This is a genomic window from Kingella kingae (genome assembly GCF_900475905.1).
Taxonomy (GTDB): domain Bacteria; phylum Pseudomonadota; class Gammaproteobacteria; order Burkholderiales; family Neisseriaceae; genus Kingella; species Kingella kingae.
Genome location: NZ_LS483426.1, coordinates 1,016,358 through 1,032,638, shown reverse-complemented (window position 1 = coordinate 1,032,638; position 16,281 = coordinate 1,016,358). Strand labels below are relative to the sequence as shown.

Genomic DNA, 16,281 nt, shown 5'->3' with positions numbered 1-16,281 from the left:
TCGGTTAATTGTTTACTGGGGTTAAATCTTGGCTATCGGTTTTGTCGTCATAATTGCTGCGAACGCCACCAAACGCGGTATTGAGCGATTTATCAGCTGGGAATGTAATCACACCGCCAATTTCTTTACCGCCTGCGCCGTTGTAATAAAAATTACCTGAATAGGGAGAGCGCCACGCTTCTCCAAACAAACCACCTTCAACCCGTCCTATTTTTCCTGCCGATTCTGCCGTACCGCTAAATTTGCTACCGTTTAAAGTAACATCTTTCATTTCCACCGGTGCGCCAAAATCTTGATTGCCAATAATCGTGCCACCCAATTTATTGGTATTAAAGTTCACCGTTAAGCGCGAAACATTAACAGCGGTAGCATAGCTGCTTGATGTGTACGTGCTTTCAAATGTTGAAGTGACGGCATGATTACCCTTGCTCCGTAACGCAACCACTTGATAGGTCGCCTTGCCTTTTGGTTGTCCATTGACATTACTTCCTTGCAAATCTGCTGCCACCGCCAACTTGCCTCCAGAAAAGACTTCCGCTTGCCCTGTTGGCGACATCCATATGCCAAAACGGCTCGCTTTCAAATCAGAAAACAACATGCCCGATACTGAGCTATCGCAACAAGCGATAATGCGCCCGCCATCATCTGTCGGAGTCATGGCCTGAACATTTGGTAATTTGCGAATACCGGGTGTTGATTGCGAAGTCAGTACCAACGTATTAAATTTATCGAATCGGTAGCTTTTACCGCTAGCCAAAGTGTAAACCAGCTCATCTTCTACACGAAGCACGCCAGGGATAATACTTGGCTCGCTAATCGTATATTGTTCTATCTTACTATCTGAATTGCTTGAAAAAGTTGCCACATTTGCATCAGGCTTAGCTTGCACAGATGCTGATGTTTTATCCAATGCACGCGCAACAATTTGTGGAACAATAATCTCTGGTACCGAAACATTGCCACCGCCTGCACAAGCATTCAATAAAAAAGGTAGCATGGCTACGGTTAAGGTGTGTTTTGAGTTGAGTTTCATATCTTAACCTCGTGATTGATTTCGTTTGATTTAAAAAATGTAGATTTAATCCATTTGCAGATAAATAGTAATTATTACTATTTTTAAATTTTAAACGATTTGACGTATGTATAGCAAACATTTTTTAAAGATTCTTTACATACAAACTAAATACTGTGTCATTTTTCAAAATAGCAATATAAGTATTACAACTACCACATCAAAACAAAAAGTGCAGGCTGCTTTTTGCGGAAAAGAATCCGTTAAAAGCAGCCTGCACTTTATATAGTGGATTAAATTTAGATTAGGACAAGGCGACAACGACCGCCGTGTACACCTAGTACATAAGGGAGTTGACAACGCTGTACTAATCTAAATTTAATTCACTATACATTAAATATGACGATTAAATTACCCCTATTCAGGACGCAAATTTTTGGCAACGGCAAGCGTCGCAGTCAGCATGCTTTCGCCCAAACGCAACGAACGTTGTCCGTTCCAGCCAAAATCGTCATCGGGCAAATTGTTGTTGTCTTTAAACGGCATTTCCAGCGTGTATGCCAAGCAGCCAAACGTGTTGCCCACATACGCCGTTGCCATACTCAAATTGGCTTGTCCTGCCGCGTCTTTTTCGTAGCCATACACATCTTGAAAATCGGGTGAAGCAGCCTGCAATGCGTTTTTGAACAGCGTTTCTAAATCGGCAATTTGTTGATTGTAGTTTGGCACGCCTTCTGTGCCTGCCACGAAGACATAGGGCAAACCCTCGTCGCCATGCACGTCCAAGAACATATCTACGCCAATTTCGTGCATTTTTTCGCGCACATAAAACACTTCGGGGCTGTGTTCTATACTGGGTTCTAGCCATTCGCGATTCAAATTTGCGCCTGCCGCGTTGGTACGCAAATTGCCCAAAAACGAGCCATCTGGATTCATGTTCGGCACAACGTAAAACGTGGCTTTATCCAACAAAGTGCGTGCGGTTGGGTCTTGGTGGTCTAGTAAGCGCGACAAAAAGCCCTCCATAAACCATTCTGCCATCGTTTCGCCTGGGTGCTGACGGGCAATGACCCAAATTTTTAAATCGCTATCCACTTGGTTGCCAATGGTCAGCAAATTGATGTCGCGCCCTTGCACCGTGCTGCCCAAGTCGTCAATTTGACACAAGCCGCTACCTTGCGCTTCGCCGAGCAAATTCAGATGTTGTTCGTGCGAATACGGTTCAAAATAAGCGTAGTAAATGCTGTTGGCAAGCGGTGTGTGCGTGATGATGAGTTCGCCATTTTCGTAGGTAGTTGGCACGCGAAACCAGTTTTGGCGGTCGTAGGACGCAACGGCTTGATAGCCGTCCCAGCCAGCAGGATAGGCGGCTTCGTGCGCGTCTTCAATGTGCATCACGCAAGGGGTGTATGCCGCGCCTTGTAAACGAAAATAAAACCATTGTTTGAACGATGAGGCATTGTCGGGACGCAAGGCTAGACGAATGTGTTCGGGCTGACTTAAATCGCGCACAATAATCGCGCCTGCGTCAAATTGAGTGGAAATTTTCATGATGAGCCTTTGCTAAATGGGCTGGTAAACAATGTGTCTATTATATGCGATTTGGCGCACATTTTGTGTGCAGGCTGCTTTGCTTTGTTTGCGATGCTTTACATCATAATAAAAATAGTTTGTATTTGCAAAAAATTGGGAACATAATTCTTACATTGTCATTTTGTGGATAAAAACTATGTGGGTTGCTTTGTTGATTACCTTGCGCGAGGGTATTGAAGCTGCGCTAATCGTGGGCATTGTGGCAGGTTTTCTGCGCCAATCGGGTTACACGCATTTAATGCCCAAAGTGTGGCTGGGTGTGGCATTAGCAATGTTGATGTGCGCTGGTGTGGGCTATGGCATTCATCGCACCACAGGCGAAATCCCACAAAAACAGCAAGAATTTGTGGTTGGCGCGTTGGGCTTGATTGCGGTGGTCATGCTCACTTATATGATTTTGTGGATGCAAAAAGCAGCCAAATCGCTCAAAAGCAGCCTGCAACAATCGGTGCAAGTGGCTTTGAATCAAGGCAACAAGCAAGGCTGGGCATTGGTGTTGATGGCATTTTTAGCCGTTATCCGCGAAGGCTTGGAAACGGTGTTTTTCCTGATTGCGGTGTTTGAACAAAGCCCGTCGCCACGAATGCCGATTGGCGCGGTGTCGGGGTTGCTGCTGGCAATCGTGGTTGGCTATTTGGTGTATCAAGGTGGCATTCGTATCAATTTGGCGAAATTTTTCCGCATCACAGGCGTGTTTTTGATTTTTGTGGCAGCAGGCTTGTTTGCAGGCGCGTTCCGAGCTTTGCACGAAGCAGGCGTATGGAATGTGTGGCAAGTCAATCCGTTGGATTGGTCATCGCACACGCCGTTGGATTTTTCTGCCGTGTTGCACGAAGACAGCCCATTGGGCGTGGTGTTGAGTGGCTTTTTTGGCTACACCGACCACCCTGTTTTGGCGGATTTTATTTTGTATTTTGTTTACTTGATTCCTGTTTTGTATTTGTTTTTACGTCAAAAGCAGCCTGCACGGTCTGCTTCCAATTAACTTTAAAAAAGGTCTTTAATCATGAAAAAAATGGCTTTAAATTCATTAGCAATTGCCACTTTGTTGGCACTCACCGCTTGCCAACCACCTGCTGCCGACAAACCTGCTGAACCTGCACAGCCTGCTTCTGGCGCGACTTCAGGTGCAACGGCTGCGGCTGGTGGTGCGGTGCAAGTGGCGATAAACGACACAGCTTGCGAACCGATGGAATTGACCGTGCCAAGCGGACAAGTGGAGTTCCAAATCCAAAACAACAGCTCGCGTAAACTGGAATGGGAAATTTTGAACGGCGTTATGGTGGTGGACGAGCGTGAAAACATCGCCCCAGGCTTGCGCGATAAAATGACTGTTACCTTGTTACCTGGTGAATACGCCATGACTTGCGGTTTGTTGAACAACCCGCGCGGTAAATTGGTTGTTACCGACAGCGGTTTCAAACAAGCAGGCGGCGAAGCGGATTTAGCGAAATTGGCTGAACCGTTGGCAGCGTATAAAAAATACGTTCAAGCCGAAGCGGTGGAATTGGTGAGCAAAACCGAAGCCTTTGTTGCTGCGATTAAAACTGGCAAACAAGACGAAGCCAAAGCAATGTTTGCCGATGTGCGGACACACTACGAGCGCATTGAGCCGATTGCTGAATTGTTCAACGAGCTAGACCCTGCGATTGACGCGCGTGAAGACGACTTCAAACAAGGGCCCAAAGACCCAGAATTTACAGGTTTCCACCGTTTGGAATACGCATTGTGGGTAGAAAAATCGGTTGCTGATGTGGGCGCGATTGCCGACCGCTTGCAAGACGATGTTCGCAAACTCAAAGCGGAAATTGACGTGTTGAACTTCCCACCAAACAAAGTAGTGGGCGGTGCTGCGGTGTTGATTGAAGAAGTGGCAGGCAGCAAAATTTCGGGCGAAGAAGACCGTTATAGCCACACCGATTTGAGCGATTTCCAAGCGAACATGGACGGCGCACAAAAAATTGTGGATTTGTTCCGCCCACAAATCGCCGAGAAAAACCAAGCCTTGTTGGACAAAGTGGACGCGAATTTGAAACAAGTAAACGAAGTCTTGGCAAAATACCGCGATGGCAAAAGCTTCCAAACTTATGACAAATTGAGCGATACCGACCGCAAAGCCTTGCAAGCACCTATCAATACGCTGGCAGAAGATTTAGCACAATTGCGTGGCACGTTGGGCTTGAAGTAAACGAAAACAGGCAGCCTGCACTTTGGTTTGGTGAATAAAAAGTGCAGGCTGCTTTGGTTATTTCAGATGTAAGTTGGCGGTCTTGACTCCGACATCAACCCAATCACAACAATAAAATCAACCAAACAAAGGACAAATCATGACAAACCTAACTCGCAGACGTTTAATGCAGGCTGCTACGCTATCGGGTGCAGCCGTGGCAATGGGCGCGTTGAATGCGTGCAGCCAACAATCGGCACAATCTGCACCAGCTGCCAGCGCAGCAACAGGCGAATCGGCAACAGGACACAGCCAGCAAAGCTATCCCTGCTATGGCACGCACCAAGCAGGCATTGTTGAACCGCACCAAAATTTTGGCATTGTGTGCGCGTTTGATTTAACCGCGCAAAATGTATCGCAATTGAGCAATTATTTCCGTGCCTTAACCGCGCGTATTGAATTTTTGACGCAAGGTGGCGAATTGCAAGACGGCGACAAAAGTTTGCCACCAGCAGGCAGCGGCATTTTGGGCAAAGTCGTGCCACCAGATGGCTTGACGATAACGGTTTCGGTTGGCGCAAGTTTGTTTGACCAACGCTTTGGATTGGGCGATAAAAAGCCCAAGCATTTACAAGAAATGCGCGATTTTCCCAACGACAAATTGCAGGCTGCTTGGTGCGATGGCGACATCAGCATTCAATTTTGCGCGTTTTCGCCCGAAACGTGTCAAAACGCCCTGCGCGACATCATCAAAAACACATCGGCGTTTGCCGTGCCGCGTTGGAGCATAGACGGCTTTTTACCCAAAACCGAACCCGACACCGCCGCGCGAAATTTGTTTGGATTTAGAGACGGCACAGCCAATCCCAATATCAGTGACCCCCAAATTGCCGATTCGGTTTTGTGGACAGGCGTGGCAGAAAACAGCTTGGACGAACCAGCGTGGACAAAAAACGGCAGCTATCAAGCCATTCGCCTGATTCGCCATTTTGTAGAATTTTGGGACAGAACGCCGCTGCAAGAGCAAGAAGCGATTTTTGGGCGCGATAAATATTCGGGCGCACCGTTGGGTATGCAACACGAACACGACACGCCCAATTATGCCAGTGACCCAAACGGCGACGTTGTGCCAAAAGACAGCCATATGCGCCTTGCCAATCCGCGCGATGCCGAATTTTTGAAGCGACATCAACTCTATCGCCGACCGTTTGATTACTCGCGCGGTTTGGCAAAAAATGGGCAGCTAGATGTCGGCTTGGTGTTCATTTGCTATCAAGCCAATTTGGCAGACGGCTTTTTGTTTGTGCAAAATTTGTTGAACCTAGAACCACTGGAAGAATACATTAGCCCATTTGGTGGTGGCTATTTCTTCACGTTGGCAGGCGTGCAAAAAGGCGAATTTTTGGCGCAGAATTTGTTGAGTTAAGATAAAAGTGCAGGCTGCTTTTGTATGATTTCAAAAGCAGCCTGCACTTTAATATTTACCAATTATTTTGTCAATGTCGCAACGATTTTCGCCACAATGTCATTCACGCTAATCGCTTGTGATTCTGTATCACGGCGTTGCGCGTATTCCACATTGCCTTCTTTTAACGCGCGGTCGCCAATCACAACACGGTGCGGAATGCCCAACAATTCGCTGTCATTCAACAACACACCAGCGCGTTCATCGCGGTCGTCCAACAATACATCCACACCCGCCGCTTGCAATTGGGCGTAAATCTTGTCCGCCGCCGCTTTCACATCGTCCGATTTTTTGTAATTCATCGGCACAATCACAACCGTGAATGGCGACATCGCATCCGTCCAAATAATGCCGCGTTCATCATTGTTTTGCTCAATCGCCGCCGCCACAATGCGCGTAACGCCAATGCCGTAGCAGCCCATTTCCATGATTTGCGATTTGCCGTTGTTGTCCAAAAACGTCGCGTTCATCGCTTTGGAATATTTGTCGCGCAACTGGAAAACGTGTCCCACTTCAATGCCACGCGCCAATTTCAGGCTGCCTGAACCGCAAGGGCTTGGATCGCCTTCTACCACGTTGCGTAAGTCCACAAATTCAGGTTCTGCCGCATCGCGCCCGAAATTGAAACCTGTGTAGTGGTAGTCGTCCACGTTTGCACCGATGACCCAATCCGCACCTTTTTCCGTCGCGAAATCCGCATACACTTTCCCTTTGAAACCCACTGGACCCAAAGAACCGCCATTCGCACCAAACGCTGCCAAAATCGCGTCCGCGCTTGCCATTGTCAAAGGCGATTTCACGCCCGCCAATTTTTCCGCTTTGATGTCGTTAAATTCATGGTCGCCACGCAACAACAACAGCACTAATTCACCGTCTTCTTCGCCTTCAACCACGATAGATTTCAAAGTCGTTTCAACTGGCACATTCAAGAATTTCACTAATTCATCAATGGTTTTTGTGTTGGGCGTGTGAATTTTCGTCAATTCATTTTGCGCGGCGGCACGGCTGCCTGAAAGCGGCAAAGTTTGCGCCAATTCCACGTTCGCTGCGTAATCCGATCTGTCGCTGTACGCAATCACATCTTCGCCGCTTTCCGCCAACACTTGAAATTCATGCGAACCCGTGCCGCCGATGCTGCCTGTATCCGCCGCAACAGGACGGAAATTCAATCCTAAACGATTGAAAACACGGCAATAAGCGTCATACATATTTTGATACGTTTCTTTCAGCGAATCAAAATCCGCGTGGAATGAATAGGCATCTTTCATCACAAATTCACGCGCACGCATTACGCCAAAACGTGGACGGCGTTCATCGCGGAATTTGGTGTTGATGTGATAGAAATTTTTTGGTAACTGTTTGTATGAATTGACTTCTTTGCGGACGATGTCGGTAATCATCTCTTCGCAAGTTGGGCTGAAACAGAATGGATTTTCGTGACGGTCGGTAATGCGTAACAATTCATCGCCATAAAAATCCCAACGTCCGCTTTCTTTCCATAAATCAGCAGGTTGAACAACAGGCATAAGCAATTCAATCGCGCCTGCGCGGTTCATTTCTTCGCGCACAATCGCTTCCACTTTTCGCAACACGCGCAAACCCATTGGCATCCATGTGTACAAACCTGACGCGTTGGCTTTAATTAAACCTGCGCGGAGCATGAGCTTATGGCTGGCTAAACTGGCTTCGGCTGGGGCTTCTTTTAATGTTGAAATAAAAAATTGACTGGCTTTCATAATTCGGTTTCCGTAGCGGTTTTAAGTGCAGGCTGCCTGCACCGTCAAAAGCGCGAATTGTAACAAGGATTTGAACAGACGAAAAACAAAAAAAACAACACTTCCTAACCATTGTTAAGGCAATTTATCAAGCAGCCTGCACATTACATCAAAAATAAAACCATATAAATTCAACGTTTTAATATGAAATTATTTTTGTCAATGCCAGTTTTGCCTAAAAAAAAGGCAGCTTTGATTGAGTCTTTATGCATAAAGAAATTTTAAATTTTCATCAGTATTCTGACAAAAGTTATCCACAGATGCTGTGGGCAATTTTTGGCTGAATAGCCTAATTCTGTTATGATGTAACCTAGTACACATCACAAATAAGGGAAAAACAATGACCATTTCAAACTCATGGCGCGACATCTTCGGCAATCTGTTTGCCCGCGAACAATTCGCCGCTAATCTATTGGAAAGCAGCTTCAAGCAGCCTGCAGGTTGGATAGAATTGCTCATCGCTATCTCTTTAATGGTTGTAGCATTCATTGCCGCAGAACGCATCATCAACACCAATCAAAAAATCAAGCAAATATCTTCGCACCTGATTCGCCATGCAACCAAACGCATTTTGTTTCCCGTTGTAATGCTGATATTGGGTATTGCAGGACAAATTGTGTGGCAAGTATTGGGCTATCCAAGTTTATGGTTGCGCTTTTTGGTGCTGGCAGCCAACTGGATGATTGTGATTCGTTTGCTGCTGGCATTGTTGCACGCCGCCTTGCCACGCAATCAATGGATTGATTCGATTGAACGCACTGCAGCAGGCACGTTGTGGGTGTGCTTCTTGCTGTGGGTGTCGGGCATTGACGACATTATTTTGAATTGGATGCGCGAGTTGGAATTCACCATCGGCAAAAGCAAAATCAGCTTGTTTACCTTGCTCACAGGCTTGTTGTGGGTGGGCGTAGTATTGTTGTTGATGACATGGTTTGCGCGTTGGCTCAACGGCAAGCTCATGCAAAGCAATTTGGACATCAATTTGCGAATTGTATTATCCAAAGTGATTTCTACCGTTGCCATTGTGTTGTCGGTACTCATCGCCCTGCCCTTGGTTGGCATCGACTTAACCATTTTGTCGGTATTTGGTGGTGCGTTGGGGGTGGGCTTGGGTTTTGGTTTACAAAAAATCGCCAGCAATTATGTGTCGGGCTTTATTATTTTGGCAGACCGCTCCATTCGCCCAGGCGACCGTTTAACCGTAAACAATTTCACAGGCTATGTAACCGAAATCACTTCGCGTTTTGTGGTACTACGCAGCGCAGGCGGACAAGAAGCCTTAATCCCCAACGAAACGTTTGTGACCAGCACCGTGATTAATGAATCGTACACAGGCAAGGCGTTGTATCAAAGTTTGGATATTCAAGTGGCGTATCACACCGATTTAACGCTGGCATTACGCATTTTACAAGAAGCCGCCGCCGCACAAGAACGTGTGGATAGCGAATCCAAGCCCAATGCGTTTTTGACCAATTTTGGCGAAAACGGCATCGATTTGCGTGTCGGCTTTTGGGTAAAAGACCCAGAAAACGGCTTTTTGGGCTTGTATTCCGCCATTTTGATGACGATTTGGCAGCGATTTAACGAAGAGGGCATCGAGTTCCCATTCCCACAACGCGAAGTCCGCATCTTGCCAGAAGAACAAGCGCCCAGCGATATGGCGTTGCTCAAAGCCAAAATGCACGCCGCCAGCCAAGACACGCGCTCCAACGAACCCGAACAGGACGACGAATAATGAACAAGCAGCCTGCACCCAAACGTCCCGTTTCTGTTTTGGTTTTGCTACACGATGGCGCAGACCACGTTTTGCTGCTCGAACGCATCGACCACGCTGGATTTTGGCAATCGGTAACGGGCAGCTTGGAAAACGATGAAACCCCTGTGCAGGCTGCTTTGCGCGAAGTTGCCGAAGAAACAGGCATCGTGCTAGACCCAAGCAGCCTGCACGATTGGCAACATTGCGTTGAATACGAAATTTTTGAACATTGGCGACATCGTTACGCAGCAGGCGTAACGCACAACACCGAGCATTGGTTTTCTTCACAAATTCAACGCGATACGCCCATTCTATTGAGCGAACACACGGCTTACACATGGCAGCCTGCATTGGTTGCCGCCGCGCAGGTTTTTTCACCGTCCAACCGCGACATCATCGAACAATGGCATCGGCAACAAAATATGGTAAAAAACCTAGCCTAATCGCAACGATATCTTTAAAATACCCACTTTTTTTGCGGTCAAACCGAGACGTGAGTTTTAAGTATGAAAAATCGAATCAAGAATATCCATTTTGTTGGTATTGGCGGTGCAGGCATGTGCGGCATTGCCGAAGTTTTGCACAACTTGGGCTTCCATGTTTCGGGTTCTGACCAAAGCCAAAGCGCGGTAACACGTCATTTGAGCCAACTGGGCGTGCGTGTGTTTCCTGGTCATACCGCCGAACACATTGACGGCGCAGAAGTGGTGGTTACGTCCACCGCCATCGCCCACGAAAACCCCGAAGTGCAGGCTGCTTTGGCACAACACATTCCTGTGATTCCACGCGCGATGATGTTGGCAGAACTCATGCGCCTAAAAGACGGCATTGCCATTGCAGGTACGCACGGTAAAACCACCACCACCAGCTTAACCGCGTCTATTTTGGGCGCAGCAGGGCTTGACCCGACTTTTGTGATTGGTGGCAAACTAACCGCCGCAGGCACAAACGCCAAACTAGGCAAAGGCGAATATTTGGTTGCCGAAGCCGATGAAAGCGATGCGTCTTTCTTGTATTTGTCGCCTGTGATCACCGTGATTACCAATATTGACGAAGACCACATGGACACCTATGGTCAAGACGTGAACCGTTTGCACCAAGCGTTTATTGATTTTGTCCACCGTATGCCGTTTTATGGCAAAGCGTTTTTGTGTATAGACAGCGAGCACGTTCGCACCATTTTGTCCAAAATCAAAAAACCATTCGCCACCTATGCGATTGACAACGACCAAGCTGATATTTACGCCACTAACGTGCAAACCAATGGCGCACAAATGCAGTTTACCGTCAATTTCCGCCACGAAAGCAGCCTGCAATCGTTTGATGTAACGCTCAATCTTCCAGGTCGCCACAATGTGTTGAACGCGCTGGCAAGTATTGGCGTTGCGCTGGAATGCAAAGCCCCAGTTGCTGCCATTCAACAAGGTTTGGCGAACTTTGCAGGCGTAGGTCGCCGCTTCCAGAGCTATGGCGAAATCGCGCTGCCACAAGGCGGCAAAGCGTTGGTTATTGACGACTACGGTCATCACCCCGTTGAAATGGCAGCCACCATTGCCGCCACGCGCGGTGCATATCCCAACAACCGCTTGGTATTGGCATTTCAGCCACATCGCTACACACGCACCAAAGATTTGTTCTATCAATTTGTTGATGTGCTATCCACCGCCGACCGCGTGGTGCTAACCGAAGTGTATGCCGCTGGCGAAGCACCGATTCCCGATGCCAACGCCCATTCGCTTGCCAACGCCGTGCGCGCTCGTGGCTTGGTTGAGCCAATTTATTGCGCCGACATCAATGCCTTGCCCAGCATCTTGTTAAGCGTACTCAAAGACGGCGATGTGGTGCTGACCATGGGCGCAGGCAGTATCAACCGAACCGCGCAGGCTTTGGTCGATACAACAGCACAAGCGTAATTCAATCAACAAAAATATTAAAAAGCAGCCTGCATTTTCTGTTTATCCAAAAGTGCAGGCTGCTTGTAAGAAAGCAGCAAATGAACCAATTTGGCAAAGTCGCCGTCTTAATGGGCGGATTTTCATCAGAACGCGAAATTTCCTTGATTAGCGGACAAGCGATTGTGGACGCACTACGCAGCAAAGGCGTGGACGCGCACCCGTTTGACCCCGCACAAACCGAGTTAGCCAAACTCAAAAAACAAGGCTTTGACATCGCCTTCAATATTTTGCACGGCACTTATGGCGAAGATGGCACGGTGCAAGGCGCGTTGGAAGCCTTGGGCGTTCCTTACACAGGCTGTGGCGTATTGGCATCGGCGTTGGGCATGGACAAATATCGCTGCAAATTGATTTGGTCGGCATTGGGTTTGCCGATTCCGCCGTTTGTGGTGCTACACGACAACAGCCACTTTGCCGAAGTGGAACAACAACTGGGCTTGCCTCTGTTCATCAAGCCAGCCGCAGAAGGCAGCAGCGTGGGCGTGGTTAAGGTCAAACAAGCTGGCGATTTGGCAACCGAATACGCCAAATTGCGCGACATGGGCTTACATGGCGTGATTTTGGCAGAACAATTTATGTCGGGCGGCGAATACACTTGCGGCGTATTCAATCGTCAAGCCTTGCCCACCATTCGCATTATTCCGCAAACCGAGTTTTACGACTACGAAGCCAAATATTTGCGCGATGACACGGTTTATTTGTGTCCGTCCGATTTAAATGCCGATGACGAAGCGCGTATGCAACACCTTGCCCAACAAGCCTTTGAAGCGATTGGCGGCGGCAACAGCTTGGGACGCATTGATTTTCTGAAAGACAGTGTAGGCTGCTTGTATATTTTGGAAGCCAATACACTACCTGGCATGACCAGCCACAGCCTAATCCCCAAATCCGCCAAACAAATTGGTATTGATTTTGCTGACTTGTGTATCGCGATTTTGAATAATGCCAAGCAGCCTGCATAAGAAAGTCATAATGTGAAGTTTTTGAAATATGCCATTTATTTATCCTATTTGCTGATTTTGTGGGCAATCGGAACGTATATTGTGCAGCACCCATATTTTCAAATTGCCAATATCAGCATTGTGAATCAGCAAGGTTCGTGGACAAACGCCAATCAAACACAAGTTTTTCAAGCAGTTTTGCCTCATTTAACTGGCAGTTTTTTTAATATCAATGTGCAGGCTGCTCAAAAAGCGGCTTTGCAAGTGCCGTGGGTAGCGCATGCCAAAGTCAATCGCGTATCGCCGTCCACCATTGAAGTACAAATAGAAGAATACCAAGTCGCCGCGCGTTGGTTGAATCAAGGTTATCGTGCAGGTTTGGTCACACCAGCAGGGCAGATTTTTCAGGCAGAAACCGAACAGAAAATCGTAGAATTGGACAGCCCCCCTGCCGAACTGCCCAATATGCTGCACCAATATATGTTGATTAATGCGCAGCTCAAACCTTTGCGCCTAGAAGTAGAGCGTTTAAAATACGATGAACGCGGCGCATGGACATTGCGCCTAAACAATGGCGTAGAAGTGCGATTGGGCAAAGACCAAGTCCATAGCCGCATCAACCGTTTTACACAATATTGGGTGCGCGATTTAAACACATTAGCCCCCTATTTGGATTATGTGGATATGCGTTATCCCGATGCGTTTTCTATTCGCTTGAATGAAGATGCACCCAAAGAAATGAACCCCGTCGCCGCTATGACATCAGGTGACCCAGCAAAAACGATTAATTGATACTGGAACGAATATGAATGAAAATAAACAATACGTTTGTGCGCTAGATATTGGAACTTCAAAAGTCATTGCCCTTATTGGCGAAGTAGTGGACGACGAAATCAATATTGTTGGCATGGCAGAAGCGGAATCACGCGGTTTAAAAGCAGGCATGGTAACCAATATTGACGCCACCGCCCAATCCATTCAGCAAGCGATGAATGAAGCCGAACGCATGGCAGGCTGCAAAATCCGCAGCGTTACCACAGGCATCACAGGTAATCACATTCGCAGCCTAAACTCGCAAGGCGTAGTCAAAATCAAAGACGGCGAAGTAAGCAAAGCCGATATTGACCGCGCCAAAGACACCGCCAAAGCCGTGAACATTCCGCCCGACCACCAAATTTTACATACTGTGGTGCAGGAATACATTATTGACAACCAACCAGGTGTACGCGAGCCGATTGGCATGAGTGGCGTGCGCTTGGATACGCGCGTTCACATCATCACAGGTGCAGTAACCGCATTGCAAAATATCCAAAAATGCATTAAACGCTGCGATTTGGAAGTCGATGCCATTATGCTGCAACCTTTGGTGTCTGCCGATGCCGTTTTGACCGAAGACGAAAAAGAATTGGGCGTTTGTGTGATTGATATTGGCGGCGGCACAACCGATATTTCGGTTTATACCAATGGCGCGATTCGCCATACTGCCGTTATTCCGATTGCAGGCGATTCCATTACTCGCGATTTAGCCCAAGCATTACGTACACCATACAACGCTGCCGAGCGCATCAAAATTTATCACGGCGCGGCATTGGAAGATTTGGACGGCTTGGACGAAATGGTGGAAGTGCCAAGCGTGGGCGACCGTTTGCCGCGTCAAATTGCACGCAGCACCTTGGCAAGCGTGATTGGCCCGCGCGTAGAAGAAATTTTGGAGTTGAGCTTAAACGAATTGCGCCGCGCAGGTTTCCCAGAAGAAGTGCTGACATCGGGCATTGTTTTAACAGGCGGCGCATCGCTGCTGCGTGGTGTGGTAGAATTAACCGAAGACGTATTCAATTTGCCTGCACGTGTGGGTGTGCCTTATGATTCAGGACATTTGTCCGAGCGCATTCGCAATCCACGCTATGCCACCGCAATGGGCTTATTGCAGGCTGCCAAACAACGCGCCAAGTTAAGCGGTAGCAGCGCAGGCTTGGCAGTTACGCGAAACCAAAAGCATACCGATTCATCAAACGAATCTGCTTATGCAGACGAAGAAATCGAGCAAAACGATTCATTGCATCTCCCCGAATTGGATTTGCCCGAACCGCACCCACGCAAAGCCAATATTTTTAGCAAAGCACTTAAATGGATGCGTGAAAATTTATGATATAGTGAAGTGAAATTGAAATGGTATTCCTTGTGTGCTGTTTGTACACGGCAGGCGTTGTCGCCTTGTCCCATTTTTATTTTACTTCACTATAAACTGTATCGAATAAACATTCCGAATACAGATTTCCCAACTTGAATGCAGGCAGCCTGCACTTTTTCATTTCATTTGATTTTAACGACACGTTAGCCCACTAGCGTGAGGAGCCTTATTTATGACAAACCCCGCGTATCAATTTCCTGAAACAACCACAGGTCCTGCCGTAATTAAAGTAATTGGCGTTGGCGGTGGCGGTTGCAATGCCATCAACAATATGATTGAAAACCCGATTCGCGGCGTTGAATACATTAGTGCCAACACCGATGCACAATCGCTGCACAACAACCAAGCAGCAACCAAAATTCAACTGGGCGCAAGTTTGACACGCGGTTTAGGCGCAGGCGCAAACCCAGAAGTGGGACGTGATGCCGCTTTGGAAGACCGCGAAGCCATTTCAACAGCAATTAGCGGCGCAGATATGTTGTTCATTACCACAGGTATGGGCGGCGGCACAGGCACAGGCGCAGCCCCTGTGATTGCCGAAATCGCCAAAGAAATGGGCATTTTGACCGTTGCCGTGGTAACTCGTCCATTTAAACACGAAGGTAAACGCGGTCAAGTTGCTCAGCAAGGCATTGAATTGTTAAAACAACAAGTGGATTCGTTGATTGTTGTTCCAAACGATAAATTGTTGTCAGCATTGGGCAAAGGCGTAACCGTTAAAGAAGCGTTCCGCGCTGCCAATAATGTGTTGCGTAATGGCGTGGCGGGTATTTCCGAAATCGTAACTTGCCCAGGTTTAATCAACTTGGACTTTGCCGATGTCAAAAACATGATGAGTATCACAGGCATGGCGATGATGGGCATTGGCGAATCCAAAGGTAGCGACCGTGCGCGAATCGCCGTAGAGCAAGCGATTTCTAGCCCATTATTGGACGATGTGAGCCTGAGCGGTGCACGTGGCGTGTTGGTAAACATTACGACTGCGCCCGATTGTTTTATCTTGGACGAGTACGAAGAAATCATGGCAGTAGTGAGCGATTATGCTGCGCCTGATGCTGAACTAAAATTCGGTACGGCAGAAGACGAATCTATGGCGGAAGATGCCATTCGCATTACCATTATCGCGACTGGTTTGAAAGATAACGACACTCTGCCAAGCTATACTCGCCCTGCTGCAACGACTTCTAATGTACGTTCTTCTTATGCCGAACCACAAGCGTTTAATAGCGGTGTAGAGACTTTGGTTCGCTCTGGACGTGAAGCGCGTAGCATGAACTTGGTGGCAGCCGATTTTGCCAGCCAATCTGTGATTGATGATTTTGAAACGCCTGCCGTATTGCGTCGTCAAAATCGCGGAGATTAAACATTAAAAGCAGCCTGCACATGGATTTATTTTTGTGCAGGCTGCTTTTTCAATAGCAAAAAG

13 protein-coding genes are annotated in these 16,281 nt (G+C 47.6%); 10 read left to right on the top strand and 3 right to left on the bottom strand.

Annotated elements, in window-relative coordinates:
* Positions 1-4 precede the first annotated feature (4 nt).
* Positions 5-1,033 (bottom strand): transferrin-binding protein-like solute binding protein, encoded by a 1,029-nt coding sequence (locus DQN52_RS05600; RefSeq protein ID WP_003785725.1) that lies wholly within the window; start codon positions 1,031-1,033, stop codon positions 5-7.
* 396 nt (positions 1,034-1,429) lie between these two features.
* Positions 1,430-2,566 carry a M14 family metallopeptidase gene (locus tag DQN52_RS05590; protein WP_032827612.1) on the bottom strand — a complete coding sequence of 379 codons (1,137 nt, stop codon included), beginning with the start codon at positions 2,564-2,566 and terminating at the stop codon, positions 1,430-1,432.
* A gap of 175 nt (positions 2,567-2,741) precedes the next feature.
* Here DQN52_RS05590 and efeU point away from each other — a divergent pair, with 175 nt between their 5' ends.
* The 3 genes from efeU (at position 2,742) to efeB (ending at position 6,198) form a co-directional block, all read left to right on the top strand.
* On the top strand, positions 2,742-3,590 hold the full coding sequence (efeU, locus tag DQN52_RS05585; protein WP_003785715.1) for an iron uptake transporter permease EfeU: 849 nt from the start codon (positions 2,742-2,744) through the stop codon (positions 3,588-3,590).
* Between the two features lie 21 nt (positions 3,591-3,611).
* Complete coding sequence (gene efeO / locus DQN52_RS05580) at positions 3,612-4,793, top strand: iron uptake system protein EfeO (protein ID WP_003785713.1); 1,182 nt, start codon at positions 3,612-3,614, stop codon at positions 4,791-4,793.
* Between the two features lie 139 nt (positions 4,794-4,932).
* The gene (gene efeB, locus DQN52_RS05575; RefSeq protein ID WP_032827611.1) at positions 4,933-6,198 is read left to right on the top strand and encodes an iron uptake transporter deferrochelatase/peroxidase subunit; all 1,266 of its coding nucleotides are present in this window, start codon (positions 4,933-4,935) and stop codon (positions 6,196-6,198) included.
* A gap of 62 nt (positions 6,199-6,260) precedes the next feature.
* Here the strand turns inward: efeB and DQN52_RS05570 are convergent, their stop codons facing one another.
* Entirely contained in the window at positions 6,261-7,973 is a 1,713-nt protein-coding gene (locus tag DQN52_RS05570) for a proline--tRNA ligase (RefSeq protein ID WP_003785710.1), read from the bottom strand.
* A 379-nt stretch (positions 7,974-8,352) separates the two neighbouring features.
* On the opposite strand from DQN52_RS05570, the gene DQN52_RS05565 reads away from it, so the two are divergent.
* The 7 genes from DQN52_RS05565 to ftsZ all read left to right on the top strand — a co-directional run bounded on the left by DQN52_RS05565 (position 8,353) and on the right by ftsZ (position 16,218).
* Positions 8,353-9,747 carry a mechanosensitive ion channel family protein gene (locus DQN52_RS05565; protein WP_003785709.1) on the top strand — a complete coding sequence of 465 codons (1,395 nt, stop codon included), beginning with the start codon at positions 8,353-8,355 and terminating at the stop codon, positions 9,745-9,747.
* Complete coding sequence (gene nudB / locus DQN52_RS05560) at positions 9,747-10,211, top strand: dihydroneopterin triphosphate diphosphatase (protein ID WP_003785708.1); 465 nt, start codon at positions 9,747-9,749, stop codon at positions 10,209-10,211. The genes DQN52_RS05565 and nudB overlap by 1 nt, the downstream gene beginning before the upstream one ends.
* A gap of 63 nt (positions 10,212-10,274) precedes the next feature.
* The gene (murC, locus tag DQN52_RS05555) at positions 10,275-11,681 is read left to right on the top strand and encodes a UDP-N-acetylmuramate--L-alanine ligase (RefSeq protein ID WP_003785707.1); all 1,407 of its coding nucleotides are present in this window, start codon (positions 10,275-10,277) and stop codon (positions 11,679-11,681) included.
* 80 nt (positions 11,682-11,761) lie between these two features.
* Positions 11,762-12,685, top strand: coding sequence for a D-alanine--D-alanine ligase (locus DQN52_RS05550; RefSeq protein ID WP_003785706.1), 924 nt, complete (start codon positions 11,762-11,764; stop codon positions 12,683-12,685).
* Positions 12,686-12,697: 12 nt separating this feature from the next.
* Positions 12,698-13,456 carry a cell division protein FtsQ/DivIB gene (locus DQN52_RS05545; protein ID WP_003785705.1) on the top strand — a complete coding sequence of 253 codons (759 nt, stop codon included), beginning with the start codon at positions 12,698-12,700 and terminating at the stop codon, positions 13,454-13,456.
* A gap of 13 nt (positions 13,457-13,469) precedes the next feature.
* On the top strand, positions 13,470-14,813 hold the full coding sequence (ftsA, locus tag DQN52_RS05540; protein WP_003785704.1) for a cell division protein FtsA: 1,344 nt from the start codon (positions 13,470-13,472) through the stop codon (positions 14,811-14,813).
* 214 nt (positions 14,814-15,027) lie between these two features.
* Positions 15,028-16,218: a cell division protein FtsZ gene (gene ftsZ, locus DQN52_RS05535; RefSeq protein WP_003785703.1), complete on the top strand. Its 1,191-nt coding sequence runs from the start codon at positions 15,028-15,030 to the stop codon at positions 16,216-16,218.
* Positions 16,219-16,281: the final 63 nt, after the last annotated feature.